Annotated in this window: 17 protein-coding genes; 10 read left to right on the top strand and 7 right to left on the bottom strand. The window is 72.0% G+C overall.

Annotated elements, in window-relative coordinates:
• Nucleotides 1-54: 54 nt before the first annotated feature.
• The 7 genes from ABZY44_RS13930 (at nucleotide 55) to ABZY44_RS13960 (ending at nucleotide 8,313) form a co-directional block, all read left to right on the top strand.
• Complete coding sequence (locus tag ABZY44_RS13930) at nucleotides 55-1,305, top strand: spermidine/putrescine ABC transporter substrate-binding protein (RefSeq protein ID WP_356653290.1); 1,251 nt, start codon at nucleotides 55-57, stop codon at nucleotides 1,303-1,305.
• A gap of 76 nt (nucleotides 1,306-1,381) precedes the next feature.
• Entirely contained in the window at nucleotides 1,382-2,533 is a 1,152-nt protein-coding gene (locus ABZY44_RS13935; protein ID WP_356653292.1) for an ABC transporter ATP-binding protein, read from the top strand.
• Nucleotides 2,530-3,459 (top strand): ABC transporter permease, encoded by a 930-nt coding sequence (locus ABZY44_RS13940; RefSeq protein WP_356653294.1) that lies wholly within the window; start codon nucleotides 2,530-2,532, stop codon nucleotides 3,457-3,459. Before ABZY44_RS13935 ends, ABZY44_RS13940 begins: the two co-directional genes overlap by 4 nt.
• On the top strand, nucleotides 3,459-4,265 hold the full coding sequence (locus ABZY44_RS13945; RefSeq protein WP_356653296.1) for an ABC transporter permease: 807 nt from the start codon (nucleotides 3,459-3,461) through the stop codon (nucleotides 4,263-4,265). The genes ABZY44_RS13940 and ABZY44_RS13945 overlap by 1 nt, the downstream gene beginning before the upstream one ends.
• A gap of 32 nt (nucleotides 4,266-4,297) precedes the next feature.
• Nucleotides 4,298-5,716, top strand: coding sequence for an FAD-dependent oxidoreductase (locus ABZY44_RS13950; RefSeq protein ID WP_356653298.1), 1,419 nt, complete (start codon nucleotides 4,298-4,300; stop codon nucleotides 5,714-5,716).
• 211 nt (nucleotides 5,717-5,927) lie between these two features.
• Nucleotides 5,928-6,392 (top strand): hypothetical protein, encoded by a 465-nt coding sequence (locus tag ABZY44_RS13955; protein ID WP_356653300.1) that lies wholly within the window; start codon nucleotides 5,928-5,930, stop codon nucleotides 6,390-6,392.
• A gap of 85 nt (nucleotides 6,393-6,477) precedes the next feature.
• The gene (locus ABZY44_RS13960; RefSeq protein ID WP_356653302.1) at nucleotides 6,478-8,313 is read left to right on the top strand and encodes a glycoside hydrolase family 18 protein; all 1,836 of its coding nucleotides are present in this window, start codon (nucleotides 6,478-6,480) and stop codon (nucleotides 8,311-8,313) included.
• Nucleotides 8,314-8,423: 110 nt separating this feature from the next.
• Here ABZY44_RS13960 and ABZY44_RS13965 read toward each other — a convergent pair whose 3' ends face one another.
• From ABZY44_RS13965 to gabT, 3 genes are all read right to left on the bottom strand, one after another.
• Nucleotides 8,424-8,900 (bottom strand): hypothetical protein, encoded by a 477-nt coding sequence (locus ABZY44_RS13965; protein WP_356653304.1) that lies wholly within the window; start codon nucleotides 8,898-8,900, stop codon nucleotides 8,424-8,426.
• Nucleotides 8,901-8,947: 47 nt separating this feature from the next.
• On the bottom strand, nucleotides 8,948-9,727 hold the full coding sequence (locus ABZY44_RS13970; protein WP_356653306.1) for a phosphatase PAP2 family protein: 780 nt from the start codon (nucleotides 9,725-9,727) through the stop codon (nucleotides 8,948-8,950).
• A 165-nt stretch (nucleotides 9,728-9,892) separates the two neighbouring features.
• Nucleotides 9,893-11,227, bottom strand: coding sequence for a 4-aminobutyrate--2-oxoglutarate transaminase (gene gabT / locus ABZY44_RS13975; protein WP_356653308.1), 1,335 nt, complete (start codon nucleotides 11,225-11,227; stop codon nucleotides 9,893-9,895).
• A gap of 357 nt (nucleotides 11,228-11,584) precedes the next feature.
• Here gabT and ABZY44_RS13980 point away from each other — a divergent pair, with 357 nt between their 5' ends.
• From ABZY44_RS13980 to ABZY44_RS13990, 3 genes are all read left to right on the top strand, one after another.
• Nucleotides 11,585-13,906: an ATP/GTP-binding protein gene (locus ABZY44_RS13980; RefSeq protein WP_356653310.1), complete on the top strand. Its 2,322-nt coding sequence runs from the start codon at nucleotides 11,585-11,587 to the stop codon at nucleotides 13,904-13,906.
• A 205-nt stretch (nucleotides 13,907-14,111) separates the two neighbouring features.
• The gene (locus tag ABZY44_RS13985) at nucleotides 14,112-15,689 is read left to right on the top strand and encodes a PucR family transcriptional regulator (RefSeq protein ID WP_356653312.1); all 1,578 of its coding nucleotides are present in this window, start codon (nucleotides 14,112-14,114) and stop codon (nucleotides 15,687-15,689) included.
• A 216-nt stretch (nucleotides 15,690-15,905) separates the two neighbouring features.
• Complete coding sequence (locus ABZY44_RS13990) at nucleotides 15,906-17,351, top strand: aldehyde dehydrogenase family protein (RefSeq protein ID WP_356653314.1); 1,446 nt, start codon at nucleotides 15,906-15,908, stop codon at nucleotides 17,349-17,351.
• A gap of 163 nt (nucleotides 17,352-17,514) precedes the next feature.
• Here the strand turns inward: ABZY44_RS13990 and ABZY44_RS13995 are convergent, their stop codons facing one another.
• The 4 genes from ABZY44_RS13995 to ABZY44_RS14010 all read right to left on the bottom strand — a co-directional run bounded on the left by ABZY44_RS13995 (nucleotide 17,515) and on the right by ABZY44_RS14010 (nucleotide 20,837).
• Nucleotides 17,515-17,946 carry a DUF2752 domain-containing protein gene (locus ABZY44_RS13995; RefSeq protein ID WP_356653316.1) on the bottom strand — a complete coding sequence of 144 codons (432 nt, stop codon included), beginning with the start codon at nucleotides 17,944-17,946 and terminating at the stop codon, nucleotides 17,515-17,517.
• Nucleotides 17,943-18,185: a CD225/dispanin family protein gene (locus ABZY44_RS14000; protein WP_356653318.1), complete on the bottom strand. Its 243-nt coding sequence runs from the start codon at nucleotides 18,183-18,185 to the stop codon at nucleotides 17,943-17,945. Before ABZY44_RS14000 ends, ABZY44_RS13995 begins: the two co-directional genes overlap by 4 nt.
• 263 nt (nucleotides 18,186-18,448) lie before the next feature.
• Nucleotides 18,449-18,880, bottom strand: coding sequence for a hypothetical protein (locus ABZY44_RS14005; protein ID WP_356653320.1), 432 nt, complete (start codon nucleotides 18,878-18,880; stop codon nucleotides 18,449-18,451).
• Nucleotides 18,881-18,893: 13 nt separating this feature from the next.
• The gene (locus ABZY44_RS14010) at nucleotides 18,894-20,837 is read right to left on the bottom strand and encodes a CHAT domain-containing protein (protein WP_356653322.1); all 1,944 of its coding nucleotides are present in this window, start codon (nucleotides 20,835-20,837) and stop codon (nucleotides 18,894-18,896) included.
• Nucleotides 20,838-20,863 lie beyond the last annotated feature (26 nt).

Raw genomic sequence — 20,863 nt, forward strand, 5'->3', positions numbered from 1 at the left:
GGGGCATCCGCCGCCCGACCAGCGGCCCGCACCCATCCCGAAAGGGCACCTCCCATGGAGCAGTTCGAGCCCGACCGCCTCTCGGCGGCGCAACTCGCCGCGATACGACGCAGTGTCGACAGCGGGCGCGGCGCCCTCACCCGCCGTTCGCTGCTGCGCGCCTCCGGAGTCGGAGCGCTCACCCTCGGCGGTCTGTCCGCCGTCGCCGGATGCGGCATCCCGCCCGCCAAGCGCGAGGGCGAGGCGGCCACGGCCTCCGACGACCACTCGGAGCAGGAGAAGGAGCTCAACTTCTCCAACTGGACCGAGTACATGGACACCAGTGAGGACGAGAAGTCCCGTCCCACGCTGGAGGAGTTCACCCAGCGGACCGGGATCAAGGTCAAGTACACCGAGGACATCAACGACAACGTCGAGTTCTTCGGCAAGATCCGTCCCCAGCTCGCGGCCGGCCAGGACACCGGCCGCGACCTGATCGTGGTCACCGACTGGCTCGCCTCGCGCATCATCCGCCTGGGCTGGGCGCAGAAGCTGGACGCGGCCCGCCTCCCGCACGCCTACGCCAACCTGATCCCGCAGTTCCGCAACCCCGACTGGGACCCGGGCCGCGCGCACAGCTACCCGTGGACCGGCATCGACACCGTCATCGCCTACAACACCAAGGCCACCGGCGGCAAGAAGGTCGACTCCGTCACGCAACTGCTCGACGACCCCTCCCTCAAGGGCCGTGTCGGCTTCCTCACCGAGATGCGCGACAGCGTCGGGATGACGCTCCTGGACCAGGGCAAGGACCCGGCGAACTTCACCGACGCCGATTACGACGCGGCGATCGGGCGGCTCCAGAAGGGCGTGGACAAGAAGCAGATCCGCCGCTTCACCGGCAACGACTACACCGCGGACCTCGACAAGGGCGACCTCGCCGCCTGCCTGGCCTGGGCGGGCGACGTCATCCAGCTCCAGGCCGGCAACCCGGACATCCAGTACGCGATCCCGGCGGCCGGCTACATCACCTCGAGCGACAACCTCCTGGTCCCCGTGAAGGCCCGGCACAAGGCCAACGCGGAGAAGCTCATCGACTACTACTACGAGCCGGCGGTGGCGGCCCAGCTGGCCGCGTTCATCAGCTACGTCTGCCCCGTCGAGGGCGTCAAGGACGAGCTGGCCAAGATCGACCCGGCGCTCGCGGACAACGTCCTGATCGTCCCGGACAAGGAGATGGCCGCCAAGTCGCACGCCTTCCGCTCCCTCACCAGCGAGGAAGAGACGGCGTACGAGGAGAAGTTCGCCAAGCTCATCGGAGCCTGAGGGATCCCGCCGCCACCACCGGCATCCCCACCGGCACCTGCCCCTTCCACGACACCACCACCGAAGGCCCAGGCCCATGACTGACAAGACCGCGAGCGGCGACGTCCGACTCGCCGGGATCAGCAAGCACTACGGTTCCTTCACCGCAGTGCAGCCGCTGGATCTCACCATCCCCCAGGGGTCCTTCTTCGCCCTGCTCGGCGCGTCCGGCTGCGGGAAGACCACCACCCTGCGCATGATCGCCGGCCTGGAGGAGCCCTCGACCGGCACCGTGAGCCTCGGCGACCGCGAGGTCACCCACCTGCCGCCGTACAAGCGGCCGGTCAACACGGTCTTCCAGAGCTACGCGCTCTTCCCGCACCTCGACGTCAGCGAGAACATCGCCTTCGGGCTGCGCCGCCGCGGCATCAAGTCCGTCAAGAAGCAGGTCGACGACATGCTGGAACTGGTCCAGCTCGGCCAGTTCGCCGGGCGCAAGCCGCACCAGCTCTCCGGCGGCCAGCAGCAGCGCGTCGCCGTGGCCCGCGCGCTCATCAACCACCCGCAGGTCCTCCTCCTCGACGAGCCGCTCGGCGCCCTCGACCTCAAGCTGCGCCGGCAGATGCAGCTGGAGCTGAAGAGGATCCAGACCGAGGTCGGCATCACCTTCGTGCACGTCACGCACGACCAGGAGGAGGCCATGACCATGGCCGACACGGTCGCGGTGATGAACGGCGGCCGGGTCGAGCAGCTCGGCGCCCCCGCCGAGCTGTACGAGAACCCGAAGACGACCTTCGTGGCGAACTTCCTCGGCACCTCCAACCTCATCGAGGCCGAGGTCCTGGAGGCCGGTCCGGCCGACGTCGTGGTCGGCTCGGCGGGCACGAAGCTCCGCGTCCCGGCGGCGCGGTGTTCGACCGCCCCCCGCGCCGGCGGGAAGCTGCTGGTCGGGGTACGCCCGGAGAAGATATCCCTGGTCCACGCGGACGAGGCGGAGACCATAGCGGCCGGCCGCAACAGGATCGCGGGCAGGATCGCCGAGTCCTCCTTCATCGGCGTCTCCACCCAGTTCGTCATCGACAGCCCGGTCTGCTCCGAGCTGGAGGTGTACGTCCAGAACATCGAGCGCGACGCCCGCCTGGTCCCCGGCGCCGAGGTGATCCTGCACTGGAACCCGGCCCACACCTTCGGCCTCGACGCCGACCAGGACATCGACGCGGGCATCGAGACGGTCGAGGAGGGCGCATGACCGCCCCCGCCGTGCTGCCGCAGGCCGCGGTCGGCGACGGGCCCCCGGTCCACAAGCCGTCCCTGAGGAAGCGCCTGGTCCCGTACTGGCTGCTGCTCCCGGGCATCCTGTGGCTGTTCGTCTTCTTCGTGCTGCCGATGATCTACCAGGCCTCGACCTCGGTGCAGACCGGCTCCCTCGAAGAGGGCTTCCAGGTCACCTGGCACTTCCAGACCTACTGGGACGCCTTCACCGACTACTACCCGCAGTTCCTGCGCTCCCTCCTCTACGCGGCCACCGCGACCGCGCTGTGCCTGCTGCTGGGCTATCCGCTGGCCTACCTGATCGCCTTCAAGGCCGGACGCTGGCGCAACCTCCTGCTGGTGCTGGTCATCGCCCCGTTCTTCACCAGCTTCCTGATCCGCACCCTCGCCTGGAAGACGATCCTGGCCGACGGCGGCCCCGTGGTCGGCGTGCTCAACTCGATCGGCTTCCTGGACGTCACCAGCTGGCTCGGCATGACCGAGGGCGACCGTGTCCTCGCCACGCCGCTCGCGGTCGTCTGCGGTCTGACGTACAACTTCCTCCCCTTCATGATCCTGCCGCTGTACACCTCCCTGGAGCGCATCGACACCCGCCTCCACGAGGCGGCCGGGGACCTGTACGCCCGCCCCGCCACGGTCTTCCGCAAGGTGACCTTCCCGCTGTCCATGCCGGGGGTGGTCTCCGGGACCCTGCTCACCTTCATCCCGGCGAGCGGCGACTACGTCAACGCCGAGCTGCTCGGCTCCACGGACACCCGGATGATCGGCAACGTCATCCAGTCGCAGTACCTGCGCATCCTCGACTACCCGACGGCGGCCGCGCTGTCCTTCATCCTCATGGCCATCGTGCTCGTCATGGTCACCATCTACATCCGCCGAGCGGGGACGGAGGACCTGGTCTGATGAAGAACGCCACCACCTGGCTGCGCCGCAATCTGGTCGTGATCGCGGGCCTCGGCACGCTCGCCTACCTGATCCTGCCGAACGTCGTCGTCACGGTCTTCTCCTTCAACAACCCCGCCGGACGCTTCAACTACGCCTGGCAGGAGTTCTCCCTCGACGCGTGGAAGGATCCGTGCGGGGTCGCCGACATGTGCGCCTCCCTCTCGCTCTCCCTCCAGATCGCCCTGTGGGCCACCATCGGCGCGACCGTGCTGGGCACCGCGATCGCCTTCGCGATGGTCCGCTACCGCTTCCGGGGACGCGGCGCGGTCAACTCGCTGATCTTCCTTCCGATGGCCATGCCCGAGATCGTGATGGCCGCCTCGCTGCTCGCCCTCTTCCTCAACATGGGCGTCCAGCTGGGCTTCTGGACGATCCTGATCGCCCACGTCATGTTCTGCCTCAGCTTCGTCGTCGCCGCCGTCAAGGCCCGCGTCCTGTCCATGGACCCCCGGCTGGAGGAAGCCGCCCGCGACCTCTACGCCGGTCCCGTGCAGACCTTCCTGCGGGTGACCCTGCCGATCGCGGCCCCCGGGATCGCGGCGGGCGCGCTGCTCTCCTTCGCGCTCTCGTTCGACGACTTCATCATCACCAACTTCAACTCGGGCAACACCGTCACCTTCCCCATGTTCGTCTGGGGATCGGCCCAGCGCGGTACGCCTGTACAGATCAACGTCATCGGCACGGCGATGTTCGTCATCGCGGTGCTGGTGGTCCTCGCCGGCCAGATGGTCGGCAACCGCCGCAAGAAAGCACAGCCCAAGTAACACAGGGCAGCACCCGTAGGGAGTTGGAAGACATGGCCCCAGACGCCATGCGCACCGCTGCACGATCCCTTTCCGACGCGAAGCCGGTCTCGTACTGGCTGGACGACCCCGGCAAGCCGGCCGCCGAGCCCGCCCTCACCGGGGACGAGCACTGCGACCTGCTCGTCATCGGCGGCGGCTACAGCGGCTTGTGGACCGCGCTGATCGCCAAGGAGCGGGACCCCGCCCGGGACGTCGTACTGATCGAGGGGCACGAGGTGGGCTGGGCCGCCTCGGGCCGCAACGGCGGCTTCTGCGCCGCCTCCCTCACCCACGGCCTGGGCAACGGGCTGGCCCGCTGGCCGGACGAGCTGGCCACGCTGGAGGAGCTCGGCGCCCGCAACCTCGACGCCATCGAGGCCGCCGTCGCCCGCTACGGCATCGACTGCGACTTCGAACGCAGCGGCGAGATCGACGTGGCCACCGAGCCGCACCAGGTCGAGGAGTTGCGCGAGCTCCACGAGGAGGCCCAGAAGCTGGGCCTCGCGGGCGGCTCCGAATGGCTGGACCGCGAAGCCCTGCGCGCCGAGGTCGACTCCCCGACCTTCCTCGGCGGGATCTGGGACCGCGACGGCGTCGCCATGCTCAACCCGGCGAAGCTCGCCTGGGGCCTGAAGCGGGCCTGCAAGGACCTCGGCGTGCGGGTCTACGAGAACACGCGCGGCCTGGACCTGGCCGGCTCCGGGGCCGGGATGGCCGTGCGCACCCCCTACGGGCGGGTCTTCGCCCGCCGGGTGGCCCTCGGCACCAACATCTTCCCGTCGCTGGTCAAGCGGGTGCGCCCGCTCACCGTCCCGGTCTACGACTACGCCCTGATGACCGAGCGGCTCTCCGAGGAGCAGCTGGAGTCGATCGGCTGGAGGAACCGGCAGGGACTCGGCGACAGCGCCAACCAGTTCCACTACTTCCGGATCACCCCCGACCGGCGGATCCTGTGGGGCGGCTACGACGCCATCTACCCGTACGGAGGCAAGCTCGACCCCGCGCACGACCACCGGCCCGAGACCTACCTCAAGCTCGCCGAGCAGTTCTTCACCTGCTTCCCGCAGCTGGAAGGGGTGAAGTTCAGCCACGCCTGGGGCGGGGCGATCGACACCTGCTCCCGCTTCTCGGCGTTCTTCGGCACCGCGCACAAGGGGAAGGTGGCCTACGCGGCCGGCTTCACCGGACTCGGCGTCGGCGCCACCCGCTTCGGCGCCGAGGTGATGCTGGACCTCCTGGCGGGGGAGCGGACCGAGCGCACGGAGCTGGAGATGGTCCGCTCCAAGCCGATGCCGTTCCCGCCGGAGCCCTTCGCCTGGACCGGAATCACCCTCACCAAGTGGTCGCTGGCGCGGGCGGACCGCCTGGGCGGTCACCGGAACCTGTGGCTCAAGGCGCTGGACCGGCTCGGCCTCGGCTTCGACAGCTGACGCCGGACGGCGTCGCGGCCGCCCTCCGCACCGGCCCGTGACGCCCGTGGGCCGACCGGTCACGAGGCGCCCGTCCGCGGCGCACGCGCCCCTCGCCCTGTGACCCGGTTCACTGCCATGGAGTAACGAAACCCGCGTCATACCCGAGCCCGGCCCCGCTCTCTGCGGTGGAGAACCCTTCACCGCGCACAGAGAGAACGGAGGCCGGGCGATGGCGATCCCTGGGGACGAAGCGGCCGTGCAATGGCTGGTCTCGGCGGCACCCGACCCGCAGGCCTGCCGGTGGGAGTGGGAGCGCAACCCCCTCGGGGTCGCCCTGCTGCCCGCCGGCCGGCGCTGGGACGTACTGATCCTGCCGGGCGACCTGGGGCAGACCGCCCTCGGTGTGCTCGGCCTCCTGACGGACCTGCCCGGCCCGGTGCTCGCCGATTTCGGTGACACCCGGCTGGGCTTCTTCGTCCCCCCGGGCACGGCCTCCCGCTGGATCGGGACGGGCGTCCGGGGAGCCGGGCACGGGACCTGGATCGTGGTCCCGTATCCCGGCCGGGCCACGGGCGGGGTGCGCTGGCTGGTGGTCCCCGACGGGCGGGGCACGCTCACCGATCCGGTGCTGCTGGAGCTCGCGATGCACGAGGCGGCGGCGCGCGCCCTGAGCCGGAGGGGCGGGAAGTCTTGACAAGCGGATTGGTCTGGACCATCTTGGGCGCGCCCCCTCCACCACCTGTGGCCTGGCTCCATCCCCCCATGCACCGGAGGCAGTTGTGCGCGCAACAAGAGGCGCCGTCAGAAGAACGGCCCTGTCCCTCCTTACCGCCGCCGCCCTCGCGGCGGCCGGCCTCCTCGCCACCGGCCCGTCGGCGGCGGCGGCCGACGCCGACCTCGTCCGCAACGGCGGCTTCGAAACCGGGCTCGACGGCTGGAGCTGCTCGGCCGCCGGCGGATCCGTCGTCAGCACCCCGACCCACGCGGGGAGTTCCGCCCTCAAGGGCACTCCGGCCGGGCAGGACAACGCCCGCTGCTCCCAGACCGTCACCGTCAAGCCCGACTCCGCCTACACCCTGACCGCCTGGGTGCAGGGCGCGTACGTCTACCTCGGCGCCACCGGCACCGGGACCACGGACGTGCAGACCTGGGCCCAGACGCCGGGTGCGTGGAAGCAGCTGAGCACGAGCTTCCGTACCGGAGCGGCCACCACCTCGGTGACCGTGTACACCCAGGGCTGGTACGGCCAGCCGCCGCACTTCACCGACGACGTCACCCTCGTCGGTCCCGACCCCGGCGGCTCCGGACCCGGGCAGCCCCAGCCCCCGGCGGCCCCCACCGGCCTGACGGCCTCGGCGGCCTCCCCGACCTCCGTCGGCCTGAGCTGGACGGCGGCGGCCGGCGCCACCTCGTACAAGGTCTACCGGGACGGCGCCGCCCCGACGTCCGTCAACGGCACTTCGGCGACCGTCACCGGCCTCACCGCCTCCACCGCCTACTCCTTCCAGGTCAGCGCGGTCAACGCGGCAGGCGAATCCCCGAAGAGCACCGCCGCCGCGGTGACCACGCCGGGCGGCGGCAACCCGGGCAACCCCGGGCTGCCCGCGCACGCCCTCGTCGGCTACCTGCACGCCAGCTTCGCCAACGGCTCCGGCTACGTCCGGATGGCCGACGTGCCCGCCTCGTGGGACGTCATCAACCTGGCCTTCGGCGAACCGACTTCCGTGACCTCGGGCGACATCCGCTTCCAGCTCTGCCCGGTGAGTGAATGCCCGAACGTCGAATCGGCCGCGGAGTTCAAGGCGGCCGTCAAGGCCAAGCAGGCCGCGGGCAAGAAGGTTCTGATCTCCATCGGAGGTCAGAACGGACAGGTCCAACTGGGCACCACGGCCGCCCGTGACACCTTCGTCTCCTCCGTCAGCAAGATCATCGACGAGTACGGGCTCAACGGCCTCGACATCGACTTCGAAGGCCACTCCCTCTCGCTGGCCACCGGGGACACCGACTTCCGGGCCCCCACCACCCCGGTGATCGTCAACCTGATCTCCGCCGTCAAGACCCTCAAGGCCAGGTACGGACCGGACTTCGTCCTGACCATGGCCCCCGAGACCTTCTTCGTCCAGCTCGGCTACCAGTACTACGGCTCCGGCCCCTGGGGCGGCCAGGACCCACGAGCGGGCGCCTACCTCCCGGTCATCCACGCCCTGCGCGACGACCTCACCCTGCTCCACGTCCAGGACTACAACTCGGGCTCGATCATGGGCATCGACAACCAGTACCACTCCATGGGCGGCGCCGACTTCCACATCGCCATGACCGACATGCTGCTCACCGGCTTCCCCGTCGCGGGCAACACCTCCCGCGTCTTCCCGCCGCTGCGCCCGGAACAGGTCGCCATCGGCCTCCCGGCCACCACCAACGCGGGCAACGGGCACACGTCCCCCGCGGAGGTGAACAGGGCGCTGGACTGCCTGACGAAGCACACCGACTGCGGCTCCTACCAGACGCACGGCACCTGGCCCGCGCTGCGCGGCCTGATGACCTGGTCGGTCAACTGGGACCGCTTCGGCGGCTGGGAGTTCTCGAAGAACTTCGACGCCTACTTCGGCGGCTGACGGGCCCGGTCCGCCACCGCCAGCGCGTCCGCCCGTCCCCGGGGACCGCCGCGGCCGGACCGCCGTCCCCCGGGACCGCGGTCCGGCCCCGCGCCCGCTTCATCTCCGCGCTAGTCCCCGGAGCAGCCGAGGAAGCCCACGTGGGTCGGCTCGGAGCCGTCGGCTCCGGGTCCGTCCTCTCCGTACAGGAGGACGTACAGGCCGCCCCAGTGCGGGAAGTCCTCGCCCAGCAGGCTCTGTTCGTACTCCTCGTGGCTCATCGCCCGGCCGGCCGCGGCCACCAGCTCCTCGAACAGGCCGACCGTGGGCCGCCGATCGCCGAAGTGGTGCAGCAGGCGCTCGGGGGACAGCGGCCGCAAGGTGCCCTCCGCCTCGCCCCCGGAGCCGGTGGTGGCCACCGGGACGTCGAGGATCGTGTGCGTGCCGCCCGTGCCCATGAACTCGCCGTCCGCCCACAGGGCGGCCAGGTCCGGGTAGTCGCCGGTCTCGCCGAACTCCTCGACGAACACCCGCGCGTGCAGGGCGTCCAGCGATGCCTGCACGTCCCCCTCGTACGTCGTCACGTAGTCCCAGCCACTGGCACCCATGGCGCCCCCGCCCTTCGTTGGAGAAGAATCCCAAGATCGGCAGAATCCTAGGCGGAGGGTCCGACAGGCCGAGCGGCCAGCCTGCGGACGCCCAGCAGCAGCGGTGTGCACATCAGGAGGCTGGCCAGGACGTCCAGCGGCCAGTGGTAGCCGCGCAGGATCAGCCCCGTGGCCGTCAGGGCCGTGAGGACGGCGGCGAGGGGCAGGGGCCAGGGGCGCCGGGTGTACGGGCGCACCAGGAGGGCGGCGGCGCCGTAGGCCACGTACGCGGTGGCGGTGTGGCCCGAGGGGAAGTAGCCGGAGGCCCAGGGCTCCAGGGGGCCCGGCCGTGCGGTCCACTCCTTCAGCGGGACGACCAGGGCGGGCACCAGGGCCATGGCCAGCGCCGCGGCCGCGGCGCCGCGGCGGTCGCCGCGCCGGGCCGCGAGGACGACCGCGAGGACGAGGACCGGCAGGGCGACCGGGATGTTGCCGAGGTCGGAGAGGCGTTGGGTGACCGAGTCCGGGACGGTGCGGACCACGGCGCGGCTGAGGCCGGCGTCGGGGGTCAGCAGGGGGCCCGGCACCAGGACCTGCCAGGTGATCAGGGCGAAGAGCGCGGCGCAGAGGGCGCAGAGCGCGAAGAGGAGAGTGGCCGGCCGTCCCGGAACAGGGGGGGTGGTTCCGGGACGGCCGGCCGGACCGGGTTGCCGTGCGCCCCGGGGGGTTTGGGGCGTACGGCTGTCCGATCGGTGAGGAGTGTGCGCGAACGCATGCCCAGTGCGGCGCTGGGGAAGCCCGGTACTGGTGTCGCCCCCGGTTTCCCGGGAGCGGGGTGTCTCACTCATCTGCAGAAACCGTACGGCAGCGAAAGGGGGACCGACAGCAGGAAAACGCTCCCGCCATCGGCCCCCCACACGTTCTTCACAGTGTCCGACCGTTACCGCCGGTAGTGACCGAGGCCTGATCGAGTGTTCTGCCCGTACGTTCTACCAAGCCTGTCAGACGTTCGATCAGAGAGCCGCGAAAGCGGCCTCGATGACGTCCAGACCCTCGTTCAGCAGGTCCTCGCCGATGACGAGCGGCGGGAGGAAGCGGAGCACGTTGCCGTAGGTGCCGCAGGTGAGGACCAGCACGCCCTCGGCGTGGCAGGCCTTGGCGAGCGCGCCGGCGGCTTCCGGGTTCGGGGTCTTGGAAGCCGGGTCCTTCACGAGCTCGATCGCGATCATGGCGCCGCGGCCGCGGATGTCACCGATGATCTCGTACTTCTCCTGCATGGCCGTCAGGCGGGCCTTCATGACCGACTCGATCTTCTTCGCCGCGGCGTTGAGGTCGAGCTCCTTCATGGTCTCGATGGAGCCGAGCGCACCGGCGCAGGCCACCGGGTTGCCACCGTAGGTGCCGCCCAGCCCGCCGCCGTGGACGGAGTCCATCATCTCGGCGCGGCCGGTCACGGCGGCGAGCGGCAGGCCGCCCGCGATGCCCTTGGCGGTCGTGATCAGGTCGGGGACGACGCCCTCGTCCTCGCACGCGAACCACTGGCCGGTGCGGCAGAAGCCGGACTGGATCTCGTCGGCGACGAAGACGATGCCGTTGTCGTTGGCGAACTTCACGAGCGCCGGCAGGAAGCCCTTGGCCGGCTCGATGAAGCCGCCCTCGCCGAGGACCGGCTCGATGATGATCGCGGCGACGTTGTCGGCACCGATCTGCTTGGAGATCTGGTCGATCGCCTGGGCGGCGGCCTCGGGGCCGCAGTTCTCGGCGCCGGTGGGCCAGCGGTAGCCGTAGGCGACCGGGACGCGGTAGACCTCGGGGGCGAACGGCCCGAAGCCCTGCTTGTACGGCATGTTCTTCGAGGTCAGCGCCATCGTGAGGTTCGTACGGCCGTGGTAGCCGTGGTCGAAGACGACGACGGCCTGGCGCTTGGTGTACGAGCGCGCGATCTTCACGGCGTTCTCGACGGCCTCGGCGCCCGAGTTGAACAGGGCCGACTTCTTCGCGTGGTCGCCCGGGGTGAGCTCGGCGAGGGCCTCGCAGACCTCCACGTAACCCTCGTACGGGGTCACCATGAAACAGGTGTGGGTGAAGTCGGCGAGCTGCGCGGAGGCGCGGCGCACGACGGCCTCGGCGGAGGCGCCGACCGAGGTCACGGCGATGCCCGAGCCGAAGTCGATCATGCGGTTGCCGTCGACGTCCTCGATGATGCCGCCGCCCGCGCGGGCCGTGAAGACGGGAAGCACGGAGCCCACGCCGCCGGCCACCGTCGACAGGCGGCGGGCCTGCAGCTCCTGCGACTTGGGGCCGGGGATCGCGGTGACGATGCGGCGCTCCTGCGGGACAGCGGTCATAGGGGGCTCCTGGGGGTGTTTTCGGACGCACTTGTGTCTTTGTCCGCAGGCTAGGCCCGGGGGGCCCGGTCCTGCATGCTCCGTTCGGGAGTGGTGCCCGCGTGTCCTTGTCCGTGGCGGCCATAGGAAGGAATCCGCACGTGTCACGTGGATCATGACCGGGTTCGGGCCGCGGGGCGGCGCCGACCACTAGATTGGGCGCGCAGCACAGTGCGGTAACGGGCAGGGGGCAGGCGTTTCATGGACACCGACGGCACGCACGGCACGCACGAGAAGCGGGCTCCGCGCACCACCGGGCACGTCCCCCGGCCGGGGGGACCGCCGGCCCCTCCCCGCATGCCGCCGGCCCTCCCTCCGATGCCCTCGCACGCACCGCCCCCGGCCGCGGGCGCCCCTCCCCGCCCCGGGACGGCGCCGGCCGCGGGCGCCACGCTCGTGGACTGGCTGCGCGTTCCGCGCCCCGCCGCCGGTCCCGGCGTCTGGCGCCACGCCCACGTCCCGCCCGCGCCCCGGCCCGAGGTGGCCGACGCCTCCCTCCTCAAGCGGGTCGGGATCTCCCTCGTCCTCTGCTTCGTGCTCTGGCGGCTCTTCGTGGCCGGGTCGCTGCCCTTCGCCGGGGTGCCCCTCGACCTCTTCACCCCCGAGGACTGGTGGACCCACGGGCTGCGACGGGAACCGGTGGACCACCGGGGCCTGGCCGCGACCGAGCTCTACGAGCTGCTGGTCACCCTCGGGATGGTCTACGCGTTCGCGCAGGTCGGCGGCTGGCGGACCGCCTTCGACCGGCTGGTCGTCGCCCGCGGGCCCTGGTACCGGGCGCTGGGCGCCCTGATCGGCGCCCTGGTCCTGACCCTGCTCATCGTGAGCGAGACCCTGCCGGCCTACCCGCTCGCCTTCGCCCACCTGCCGTACGTGGAACTGGGCGGGGCGGCCAGTTCCGCCGTCACCTACCTCCTCTACGCGGTGATCTACCTCCCCGTCATCCTCTTCTTCGGACGGCTCGGCGACTGGGCCGGACTGGTCCACGGAGTCCTCACGGGCACGGGCGCGTCCACCGGCGCCGGCCCGGCCGCCGCCGGCCCGCTCCCGGGCGCTCCCGCGGGCCCCGAGGACCCCGCCGGCTGGCCGCAGCTGCGCGCCGCCGGTCTGGGGGAATCCGCCGACCGGCTGGCCGCCGAGGCCGCCGCCGGGCGCATGAACGACGTCGACCACGTGCGCATCCGGCGGGCCTGGGACTCCGTCCTGGTGGACCCCGCCCGCCGCACCGCCTTCGTCCAGGCCGTCCGGGACAAGGGCGCCGCCGCCTGCGGCCACCCCTCCGGAGCCCGCGACCTGCCCGTCCGCGCCGCCCGCCACGACCTCGCCGTCGGCCAGGTCCGCCTCGGCACGGTCACCGACGCCGAGCCCAACCCCCACGAGCGCCGTGGAACCGGGCTGGCCCTGGACCCGGGGGTGCTGGGCACCTCGATGCTCGCCGTCGGACCCTCGGGAGCGGGCAAGACCGGCCGCCTGGTCCGGCCCGTCGTCGAGTCGCTGATGCTCCAGGCCCTCGCCGGCGAGGCCGCCGTGATCGCCGTCGCCGCCGCCGGAGCGCCGCTCGGACCCGACGAGGCCTACGACATCGTCGTACGCCCCGGCGACCCGTCGTCCGTCCACGACCTCGACCTCTACGGCGGCGCCACCGACCCCGACGAGGCGGCCTCCCTCCTCGCCGAGGCCTTCGTGGGCGATGTGCCCGGCCTGGACGTACGCCGCGCCGCGACCGCCCTCGCCCAGCTGATCGGCCCCTTCCGGGCCGCCTACGGCCGCTTCCCCACCGTGCCCGAACTGCGCGAACTCCTCGACGGACTGCCCGCCGCGCTCGGCACGCTGCGCCAGGCGCTGGAGAACGCCGGCCGCCAGGCCATGCTGCGGGAGCTCGACGCCCGGACCCGGCAGCACGGGGTCCACGGCGACCCCGGCCCCGTCCTCGCCGACCGCGTCGCACTCCTCGACCGGCCCGCCTTCCACGGCTTCTTCGACACCACCGGCGCCGGGCGGCCCTTCTCCCCGCGCGCCCTCGAACACCCCATCCGGGTCCGCGTGGACCTCCCCGAGCGCGGCCACGCCGACGCCTCCCGGCTGCTGGCCCGGCTGCTGCTCGCCCAGTTCAACGCCTCGGTCGCGGCGCGCACCGACCGCTCGCTCTTCGCCTTCCTGGCCTTCGACGACGCCTCGCGGACCCTCACGCCCGAGGCCGTGCGCGGGGTGCAGCGGCTCCGCTCGGCGAACGCGGGGGTCCTGCTCGCGCTGCGCACCCTCGACGACGTACCGGAACCGCTGCGCACCCCGCTGCTCGGGGCCGTCGGCTGCCGGGTGGCCTTCTCCGGGGTGACCACCTGGGACGGCAAGTGGTTCGCCGACGCCTGGGGCACCGAGCTGGTCGAGACGCGGGACGTCACGAGCCGGACCGTCTACGCCGAGCGGCCCATGACCCGGTTCCTGCACACGCTGCGCAAGATGGTCACCGGCAAGGCGGTCACCACGGACGCGGTCACCGTGCGGCAGGTGGAACGCGAGCGCTGGTCGGCCTCCGCCCTGGCCAACACCGTGCCCCCCGGCCACGCCGTCCTCTCCCTCACCTCCGTGCGCGGCGAGCGGGCGGCCCCGCTGCTGGTGCGGCTCGGCGCCACGGACTGACTGACCCGACGGGCCCGCCCGAGGGGGTCGCGGGGCCCCGCCCGGGCCGAGCTGAGCCGACCCGTACGGGGTGGCAGAATCAAAGGGAGCTCTTCGTACGACACGGCGAAATCCGCAGGGGCCTCCCACGGCGAGAACCCTCCGTCGGCGCCTCGCCGCCGCCCCCTCGCCGCCGCCCCTCCTCCCGCTAAGGCCCCCGGTACCCATGCCGCTCACCCTCGCCTCCCTCGTCCAGCACTCGGCGCTCAAGCTCGGCGTCCGGGCCGGGGAGAGCCGCCTCGACACCCCCGTGCGCTGGGCCCACGTCAGCGAGCTCGCCGATCCCGTCCCCTACATGGAGGGCGGTGAACTGCTCCTCATCACCGCGATGAAGCTGGACGCTGAGGACCCCGAGGAGATGCGCCGCTACGTCCGCAGGCTCGCGGCGGCCGGGGTCGTCGGCATCGGCTTCGCCATCGGCGTCAACTACGACGCCGTGCCCGAGGCCCTGGTCGAAGCCGCCCGCGCGGAGGACCTGCCGCTGCTGGAGGTGCCCCGGCGGACCCCGTTCCTCGCCATCAGCAAGGCCGTCTCCGCCGCACTCGCCGCCGACCAGTACCGCGCCGTGACCGCCGGCTTCGAGGCGCAGCGCGAGCTCACGCGGGCCGCGCTCTCCGCCGACGGCCCCGCCGATCTGCTGACGAAGCTCGCGGCGCACGTACACGGCTGGGCCGCCCTGTACGACACCTCCGGCGCCGTCGTCGCCGCCGCGCCCGACTGGGCGGCGCGCCGGGCGGCCCGGCTGACCCCCGACGTGGAGCGGCTGCGGGAGCGGCCCGCCCCGGCCAGCGCGGTCGTCGGCGGCTCGGAGGACCGGGTCGAGCTGCAGTCCCTGGGCACGGGTCGCCGCGCCCGGGGCGCCCTCGCCGTCGGCACCGGAGCACCCCTCGGCACGGCCGAGCGGTACGCGGTCCACTCGGCCGTCGCCCTCCTGACCCTCACCACCGAACGCTCCCGCTCCCTGCACGACGCGGAGTCCCGGCTCGGAGCGGCCGTGCTCCGCATGCTCCTCGCCGGGCAGGCCGAGCACGCGCAGAGCGTCGCCGGTGATCTGTACGGCGCCCTGCTGGACGCCCCCTTCCGGATCCTGGTGGCGGAGCCGGCCCTGGCGGGCACCGCACAGCCGCAGGGCCTGGCCCTGCTGGCCGACGCGGTGGAATCGGCGGCGGCACGCACCGGGGAGACCCTGCTGGTGGTGCCGGAACCGGGCCGCCTCGTCGTGCTGGCGGCCGACGGGGGATCGGCGGTGCGGGCGTGCTCCGAGCACGCGGAGGCGCTGGAAGCGCGGCGCGGCCGGGACGCGGCGCAGCCCGAGCCCGACGAGCTGGTCCTGGGCCTGTCGGCGCCCGCGACGGCCGCCGGGGTGGCGGCCGCCTTCAAGCAGGCCGACCAGGCCCTGGTCGTGGCCCGGCGGCGCGGCCGCCCGATGGCCGAGCACGAGGACCTGGCGGCGGGCTCGGTCCTGCCGCTGCTGGCCGACGACGCGGTACGGGCCTTCGCGGACGGCACGCTGCGTGCGCTGCGCGACCACGACGAGAAGGGCCGGGGCGACCTGGTGGCCTCGCTCCAGGCGTGGCTCTCCCGCCACGGCCAGTGGGACGCGGCGGCGGCCGACCTCGGCGTCCACCGCCACACGCTGCGCTACCGGATGCGGCGCGTCGAGGAGATCCTCGGACGCTCCCTGGACGACCCGGACGTCCGCATGGAGCTCTGGCTGGCCCTCAAGGCCACCTCGGCCCCCTAGCCGCGCCGTCGCAGACACCGTCGGCCACGCCCTTCCGGACGGCCGGCGCCCCTGCGCCGACGCTCCCCGACGGCGCGGCGCCCGGCCCGACACTGACAAAGCGGCGCGCCGCGCGGAGCACGTACTCCATGCCGGACAAACGCCGAATCCCCGGGGGAGTCCTACGGTGGAGGTGACAAGGACCCACCGCACACACTCCGAAGGGCCGGGATCCGCATGACTTCCACCCACGCCTTCTGGCTCGCCGGCCGCCAGGCCACCGGCGACGACAGCTTCGACGTCCACTCACCGTGGGACGGCCGCCTCGTCGGTACCGTGAGCGTCCCCACCGACGCCCAGGTCGAAGAGGCCGTGGCCGCCGCGCACGCCGTGACGGCGGAGTTCTCGGCGACCCCCGCCCACGTACGGGCCGAGGCCCTGGCCCACGTCTCCCGGCGGCTCGTCGAGCGCACCGAGGAGATCGCCCTGCTGATCTCCGCCGAGAACGGCAAGCCGGTCAAGTGGGCCCGCGGTGAGGTCGGCCGTGCGGTGTCCGTGTTCCGCTTCGCCGCCGAAGAGGCCCGCCGCTTCAACGGCGGAGAGGCCCAGCGCCTGGACACCGACGCCGGCGGCGTCGGCCGCCTGGCCCTGACCCGCCGCTTCGTCAAGGGCCCGGTCCTCGGCATCGCGCCGTTCAACTTCCCGCTGAACCTGTGCGCCCACAAGGTGGCCCCCGCCATCGCCGTCGGCGCGCCGATCATCCTGAAGCCGGCCCCGGCCACCCCGCTCTCCGGTCTGATCATCGGTGAGCTGCTGGCCGAGACCGACCTGCCGGCCGGTTCCTGGTCCGTGCTCCCCGTCGCCAACGACAAGATGCCGGAGCTGGTCAAGGACGAGCGCCTGCCCGTCATCTCCTTCACCGGCTCCGACAAGGTCGGCTACGCCATCCAGCAGGCCGTGCCCCACAAGCACTGCACGCTGGAGCTCGGCGGCAACGCCGCGGCCGTGGTCCTGGAGGACTGGTCCTCGGAGGCCGACCTCGACTGGGCCGCCACGCGCATCGCGACCTTCTCGAACTACCAGGCCGGCCAGTCCTGCATCGGCGTACAGCGCGTGATCGCCGACGCGACCGTCTACGACCGCCTCGTCGAGAAGGTCGTCACGAAGGTCCGCGAGCAGGTCACCGGCGACCCGAACGACTCCGCCACCGATGTCGGCCCCCTCGTCTCCGAGGACGCCGCCAAGCGCGTCGAGTCCTGGGTCGACGAGGCCGTCGCCGCCGGAGCCAAGCTGCTCACGGGCGGCAAGCGCGAGGGCGCCTCGTACGAGCCCACCGTCGTCGCCGAGGTGCCCGAGGGCGTCAGCCTCGCCACCGAGGAGGTCTTCGGGCCGGTCCTCACCCTGCGCCGGGTCGAGAACACCGACGAGGCCTTCGCCGCCGTCAACGACTCGAAGTTCGGCCTCCAGGCGGGCGTCTTCACGCGGAACATCCAGACCGCGTTCCGCGCCCACCGCGAGCTGGAGGTCGGCGGCGTGATCGTCGGCGACGTCCCGTCCTACCGTGCCGACCAGATGCCGTACGGCGGTGTCAAGCAGTCCGGTGTGGGCCGCGAGGGCGTGCGCTACGCGATGGACGACTACACCTACGAGCGGGTCATGGTCCTCAGCGGCCTCGACATCTGACCGACTCGTACGGCCATGGAGCCGACGGCCGGAGCCCACTGTGCGGGGGCTCCGGCCGTCCCCCTTTTCACCCCCTCCGACCTGAGGGGAGGGCCCGCGGCCCGCCGCCGTCAGTGCGGCCCTGGAGGGTGTGATCGGGGCCCCTTGGGCGCGTCCGCGGAGGTCAGGCGGCCAGCACTCCCCCGAAGACGGGAAGGTTGCGCAGCACCGTCCACAGGACGACCACGATGAGCGCCAGGCGCGGCCCCCACCGGGGGACGCCTCTGCGGCCGCTCCCGCCGGTGACCGCACGCAGCCATACGACCGCGGCGCACGGCAGGAACACGACCAGCAGCAGGTTGTAGTCGGCCGCGGCCGGCACGTGGACGAGAGTCAGCTGGTGGAGTGCGCGCAGGCTGCCGCAGCCCGGACAGTCGAGTCCCGTGAGGGAGTGGAACGGACAGCTCGGGAACCGTCCCGGCCGGGTCGGGTCCACGAGCCGCAGGGTGACGGCGACCGCTGCGAAGAACGCCGCGCCCAGCCAGGCATCGCGGACGGTCTTCGGCGCCGAAGACCGGGGAGCCGGCCTGAGGGTCCGGAGGCGTGGCGATGTCACGGCGTCGGCGTGGTGGTCGTGCCCGGGTCACTGGCGAAGCCGATGGCCAGGAGGATCAGCCACACCAGGCAGCCGAAGGCGAGACTCAGGATGACGAAGAGCCTCGCTTTCCGCGACGCTTCGGCGGCTCCCGCGAAGTCACCCGCTGTCCACTTGCCCTGGACCTGTGAGGCGAAGACGATGGCGGCGATCCCGGTCGGCAGGAAGCAGAAGAGCGTGACGAGGATGGCAGGGGTCAAGTAGGCGTCCGGCGCTCCCGCGCGGCCCGCGTAGGGTGCCGCTCCCCACCGCTGCTGGTGATCTTCCGCCTCAAAGGGAGGTGGCGTAGGAGGCGGGGGCTGTGACGGCGGGGGCTGTGACGGCGGGGGCTGTGGGGGCGGGGACTGCTGCGGTGCGATGAACGGCTCCTGCCAGGGGGTTTCCGGACCCCATTTGTCGTCGTCGTGAGGCGGAGGCTGGTGTCGGTCTGCCATGGCTGCGCACCTCTCCATATCCGGACCCCTCAGGCGGGGGTCCACATCGAGCGTCGGGAGTCCCAGATCCACCGGTCGCCGCTGGCGTCCAGACGGACCGCCTGCTCGTAGGCCCGTGCCGGCAGATCCGCACCGAAGGTGACCCGGCCGCCGGTAGCCGACTCGAACACCACGGCCTCGGGCGTCTCCGCTCCTTCCGAGCGGTCTCCCAGCAGTCGGTCCACGAAGGCCTGCAACCCCTTGTGCGCCTCTTCGGCGAGGTGCTGGAACAGGGTGCTGAGGAACGGCTGCAGGACAGCGGTCGTCACCAGGACCAGGGCGACGTCGGCCGCTCCCCTCCGGGTGGGCCGCAGCATGCACGTGGCGGGGACACCGGCCACGCGCAGCGCGTCCCGCCCTTCCAGGGCCGGGGCGGCGGGGAGCGACGAAGGCCAGAAGATCTCGACCTCGGGATGTGCCATGATCTTTCTCCCTCTATCCCCGGGGTAGCGTCCAACGCTCGACGGCGCCCGCCCTGGTACCCGTCACCAGGCCTTTTCCACCGTCGAGGAAGGCCAGCCCCGCGAGCCGCCGGTTCGGCACCTTCGCCGCGACGGTCAGCTCTCCCGTCTTCAGGTCCCACAGGAGGACCGTCCCCTCGTCATCGGAGATGGCGAGCGCCGAGGAGTCGGCGGAGAAGGCCAGGTGGGAGGGCTGGCGCCCGTACTCCGTGCGCCGCAGGAGACGGCCGTCCCAGGACCAGAGGCGGACCCTGCCGTCCGTGCAGCCGGTGGCGAGGAAGTGCTCGGTGAGCGCGAGGCAGAGTATGGGGTGGGGCTGCGGCCAGGTCATCACCGGCTGCCCGCCCACGCCCAACTGGCGGACCACGCCGTCACCGGTCGCCACGACCACGTGCCGGTCACCCGGCGCGAAACGAAGGACCAGGAGCCTGCCGCGGCCGCCCTTGCGCTGCCAGGCCCTGGGCTCCTTCCCCGGCCACGCCGCGAGATCCCGCACCCGGGCACCCCACGAGTTGTAGATGTAGATGCGGTCCCGGACGGCCACCGCGAGCCAGTGGCCGTCCGCGCTGAAAGCCAGGTCATCGCCCGTTCCTCCCACGTTCATCACGCGGACCGGTGTCGCGGTCTGGAGGTCCCACACGACCACGGTGCCGTCCTTGTGCCGACTGGCCACATGCCGTCGCCAAGGGCCCCAGGCCACACGGATCGGGTTCTCTCGCTGCACGGGCATGCACTGTGCGACCAGCCCGCCGTGGACTCCGTCCACGATGCGTACCAGGCCGTCACCGCACGCGGCGGCAAGGAGGCCGAACGGTCCGAGCACCAGGTCATCGCACGGACCGATCTCCGCGAGCAGAGTCCGGGAGGCGAGGCGGGACGCTCGCGCGGGGCCCGGCGGCGCGGCCGCGGGCGGCGGCAGGTTCGCCGTGGTCCGCGGTGGTGGGCCCTGGGCGTTCGGCGGTGCGTTCGGCAGCGAGAAGATCCGGGTTTCGTCGGAGGCGAGGAACAGCACGGGAGTGGCCCACTCGAGGCTGTCCAGGTCCATCTTCACGTCTTCACGCGCGAGGGTCACCGCCCGGTCGACCGGAACGCCCGCGGCGATCCGCTCGTAGAACGAGGAGGCAAAGACGAGGGCGGCCCTGTCGGTGATCTCGTACTGCATGGCGACCACGGCCGGTACGCCCGCGCGCACGAGATTGGCGGCGGTACCCGCAAAGACGTCCTCGGACCCGCTGACCGCGGATTCACAGGAATTGAGCACGATGAGACGCAGGTTCGGGCTGTCCGCGATCAGTCTCTCGAAATCGCTGGCGTATATCTTCTTGGCGGCGCCGTCGGAACCGGACAGCTGGATGTATCCGGCATTCCTTTCCTCGTCGAATCCGCCGTGGCTGACGCAGTGCAGTACGTGCCAGGAACCGAACCGCAGCTCTTTCGCCAGGTCCTGCCACTGGTCCCCGGGCAGCCAGTGGACGTCCACGTTGTCGGAGCTGTACCGCTCGAGCGCCTGCGATATCTGCCCCTCCTCCCGTTTTCCGTCCAGCACGGGAAGGTCACGCGGATTCGCCGAAATGCCCAGTACGCGCAAGGGCAGCGTCAGGGGCAGCGGCGGTACCGGGTTCATCAGCCGCAGGTACCGGACGATGGGGACGCGCAGCGCGAGGTAGTCGTCGCGGGTCGGATCGACGAGGTACTCCCACGGGATGGACGCGACATGCGGGCCGTTCGTCCGCAGCAGGATCCGCATCGGAACGCCCTGCCTTCGCGCCTCGCGGCGGCACAGGTCGAACTGGAGAAAGATTTCGTCCCGGAACACGGTCCGTGTGAGCCGCTCGCCGAATTCCCGGACCGGCCTTTCCGTGGCGGGGCCGCCGCGCACGAGCAGGGAACTGTACGACTTGGCCAGCGAAAGCTCCACCCGGGAAAGGGTGGATTGCAGCTCGA

The organism is Streptomyces sp. NPDC006544, from assembly GCF_040611715.1.
Lineage (GTDB): Bacteria > Actinomycetota > Actinomycetes > Streptomycetales > Streptomycetaceae > Streptomyces.

Excerpts from the sequence above, each read along its gene's own strand:
- ABZY44_RS13930 (WP_356653290.1), top strand. The coding sequence starts at position 55 with ATGGAGCAGTTCGAGCCCGACCGCCTCTCGGCGGCGCAACTCGCCGCG.
- ABZY44_RS13935 (WP_356653292.1), top strand. The coding sequence starts at position 1,382 with ATGACTGACAAGACCGCGAGCGGCGACGTCCGACTCGCCGGGATCAGC.
- ABZY44_RS13940 (WP_356653294.1), top strand. The coding sequence starts at position 2,530 with ATGACCGCCCCCGCCGTGCTGCCGCAGGCCGCGGTCGGCGACGGGCCC.
- ABZY44_RS13945 (WP_356653296.1), top strand. The coding sequence starts at position 3,459 with ATGAAGAACGCCACCACCTGGCTGCGCCGCAATCTGGTCGTGATCGCG.
- ABZY44_RS13950 (WP_356653298.1), top strand. The coding sequence starts at position 4,298 with ATGGCCCCAGACGCCATGCGCACCGCTGCACGATCCCTTTCCGACGCG.
- ABZY44_RS13955 (WP_356653300.1), top strand. The coding sequence starts at position 5,928 with ATGGCGATCCCTGGGGACGAAGCGGCCGTGCAATGGCTGGTCTCGGCG.
- ABZY44_RS13965 (WP_356653304.1), bottom strand. The coding sequence starts at position 8,900 with ATGGGTGCCAGTGGCTGGGACTACGTGACGACGTACGAGGGGGACGTG.
- ABZY44_RS13970 (WP_356653306.1), bottom strand. The coding sequence starts at position 9,727 with ATGAGTGAGACACCCCGCTCCCGGGAAACCGGGGGCGACACCAGTACC.
- gabT (WP_356653308.1), bottom strand. The coding sequence starts at position 11,227 with ATGACCGCTGTCCCGCAGGAGCGCCGCATCGTCACCGCGATCCCCGGC.
- ABZY44_RS13980 (WP_356653310.1), top strand. The coding sequence starts at position 11,585 with ATGCCCTCGCACGCACCGCCCCCGGCCGCGGGCGCCCCTCCCCGCCCC.
- ABZY44_RS13985 (WP_356653312.1), top strand. The coding sequence starts at position 14,112 with ATGCCGCTCACCCTCGCCTCCCTCGTCCAGCACTCGGCGCTCAAGCTC.
- ABZY44_RS13990 (WP_356653314.1), top strand. The coding sequence starts at position 15,906 with ATGACTTCCACCCACGCCTTCTGGCTCGCCGGCCGCCAGGCCACCGGC.
- ABZY44_RS14005 (WP_356653320.1), bottom strand. The coding sequence starts at position 18,880 with ATGGCACATCCCGAGGTCGAGATCTTCTGGCCTTCGTCGCTCCCCGCC.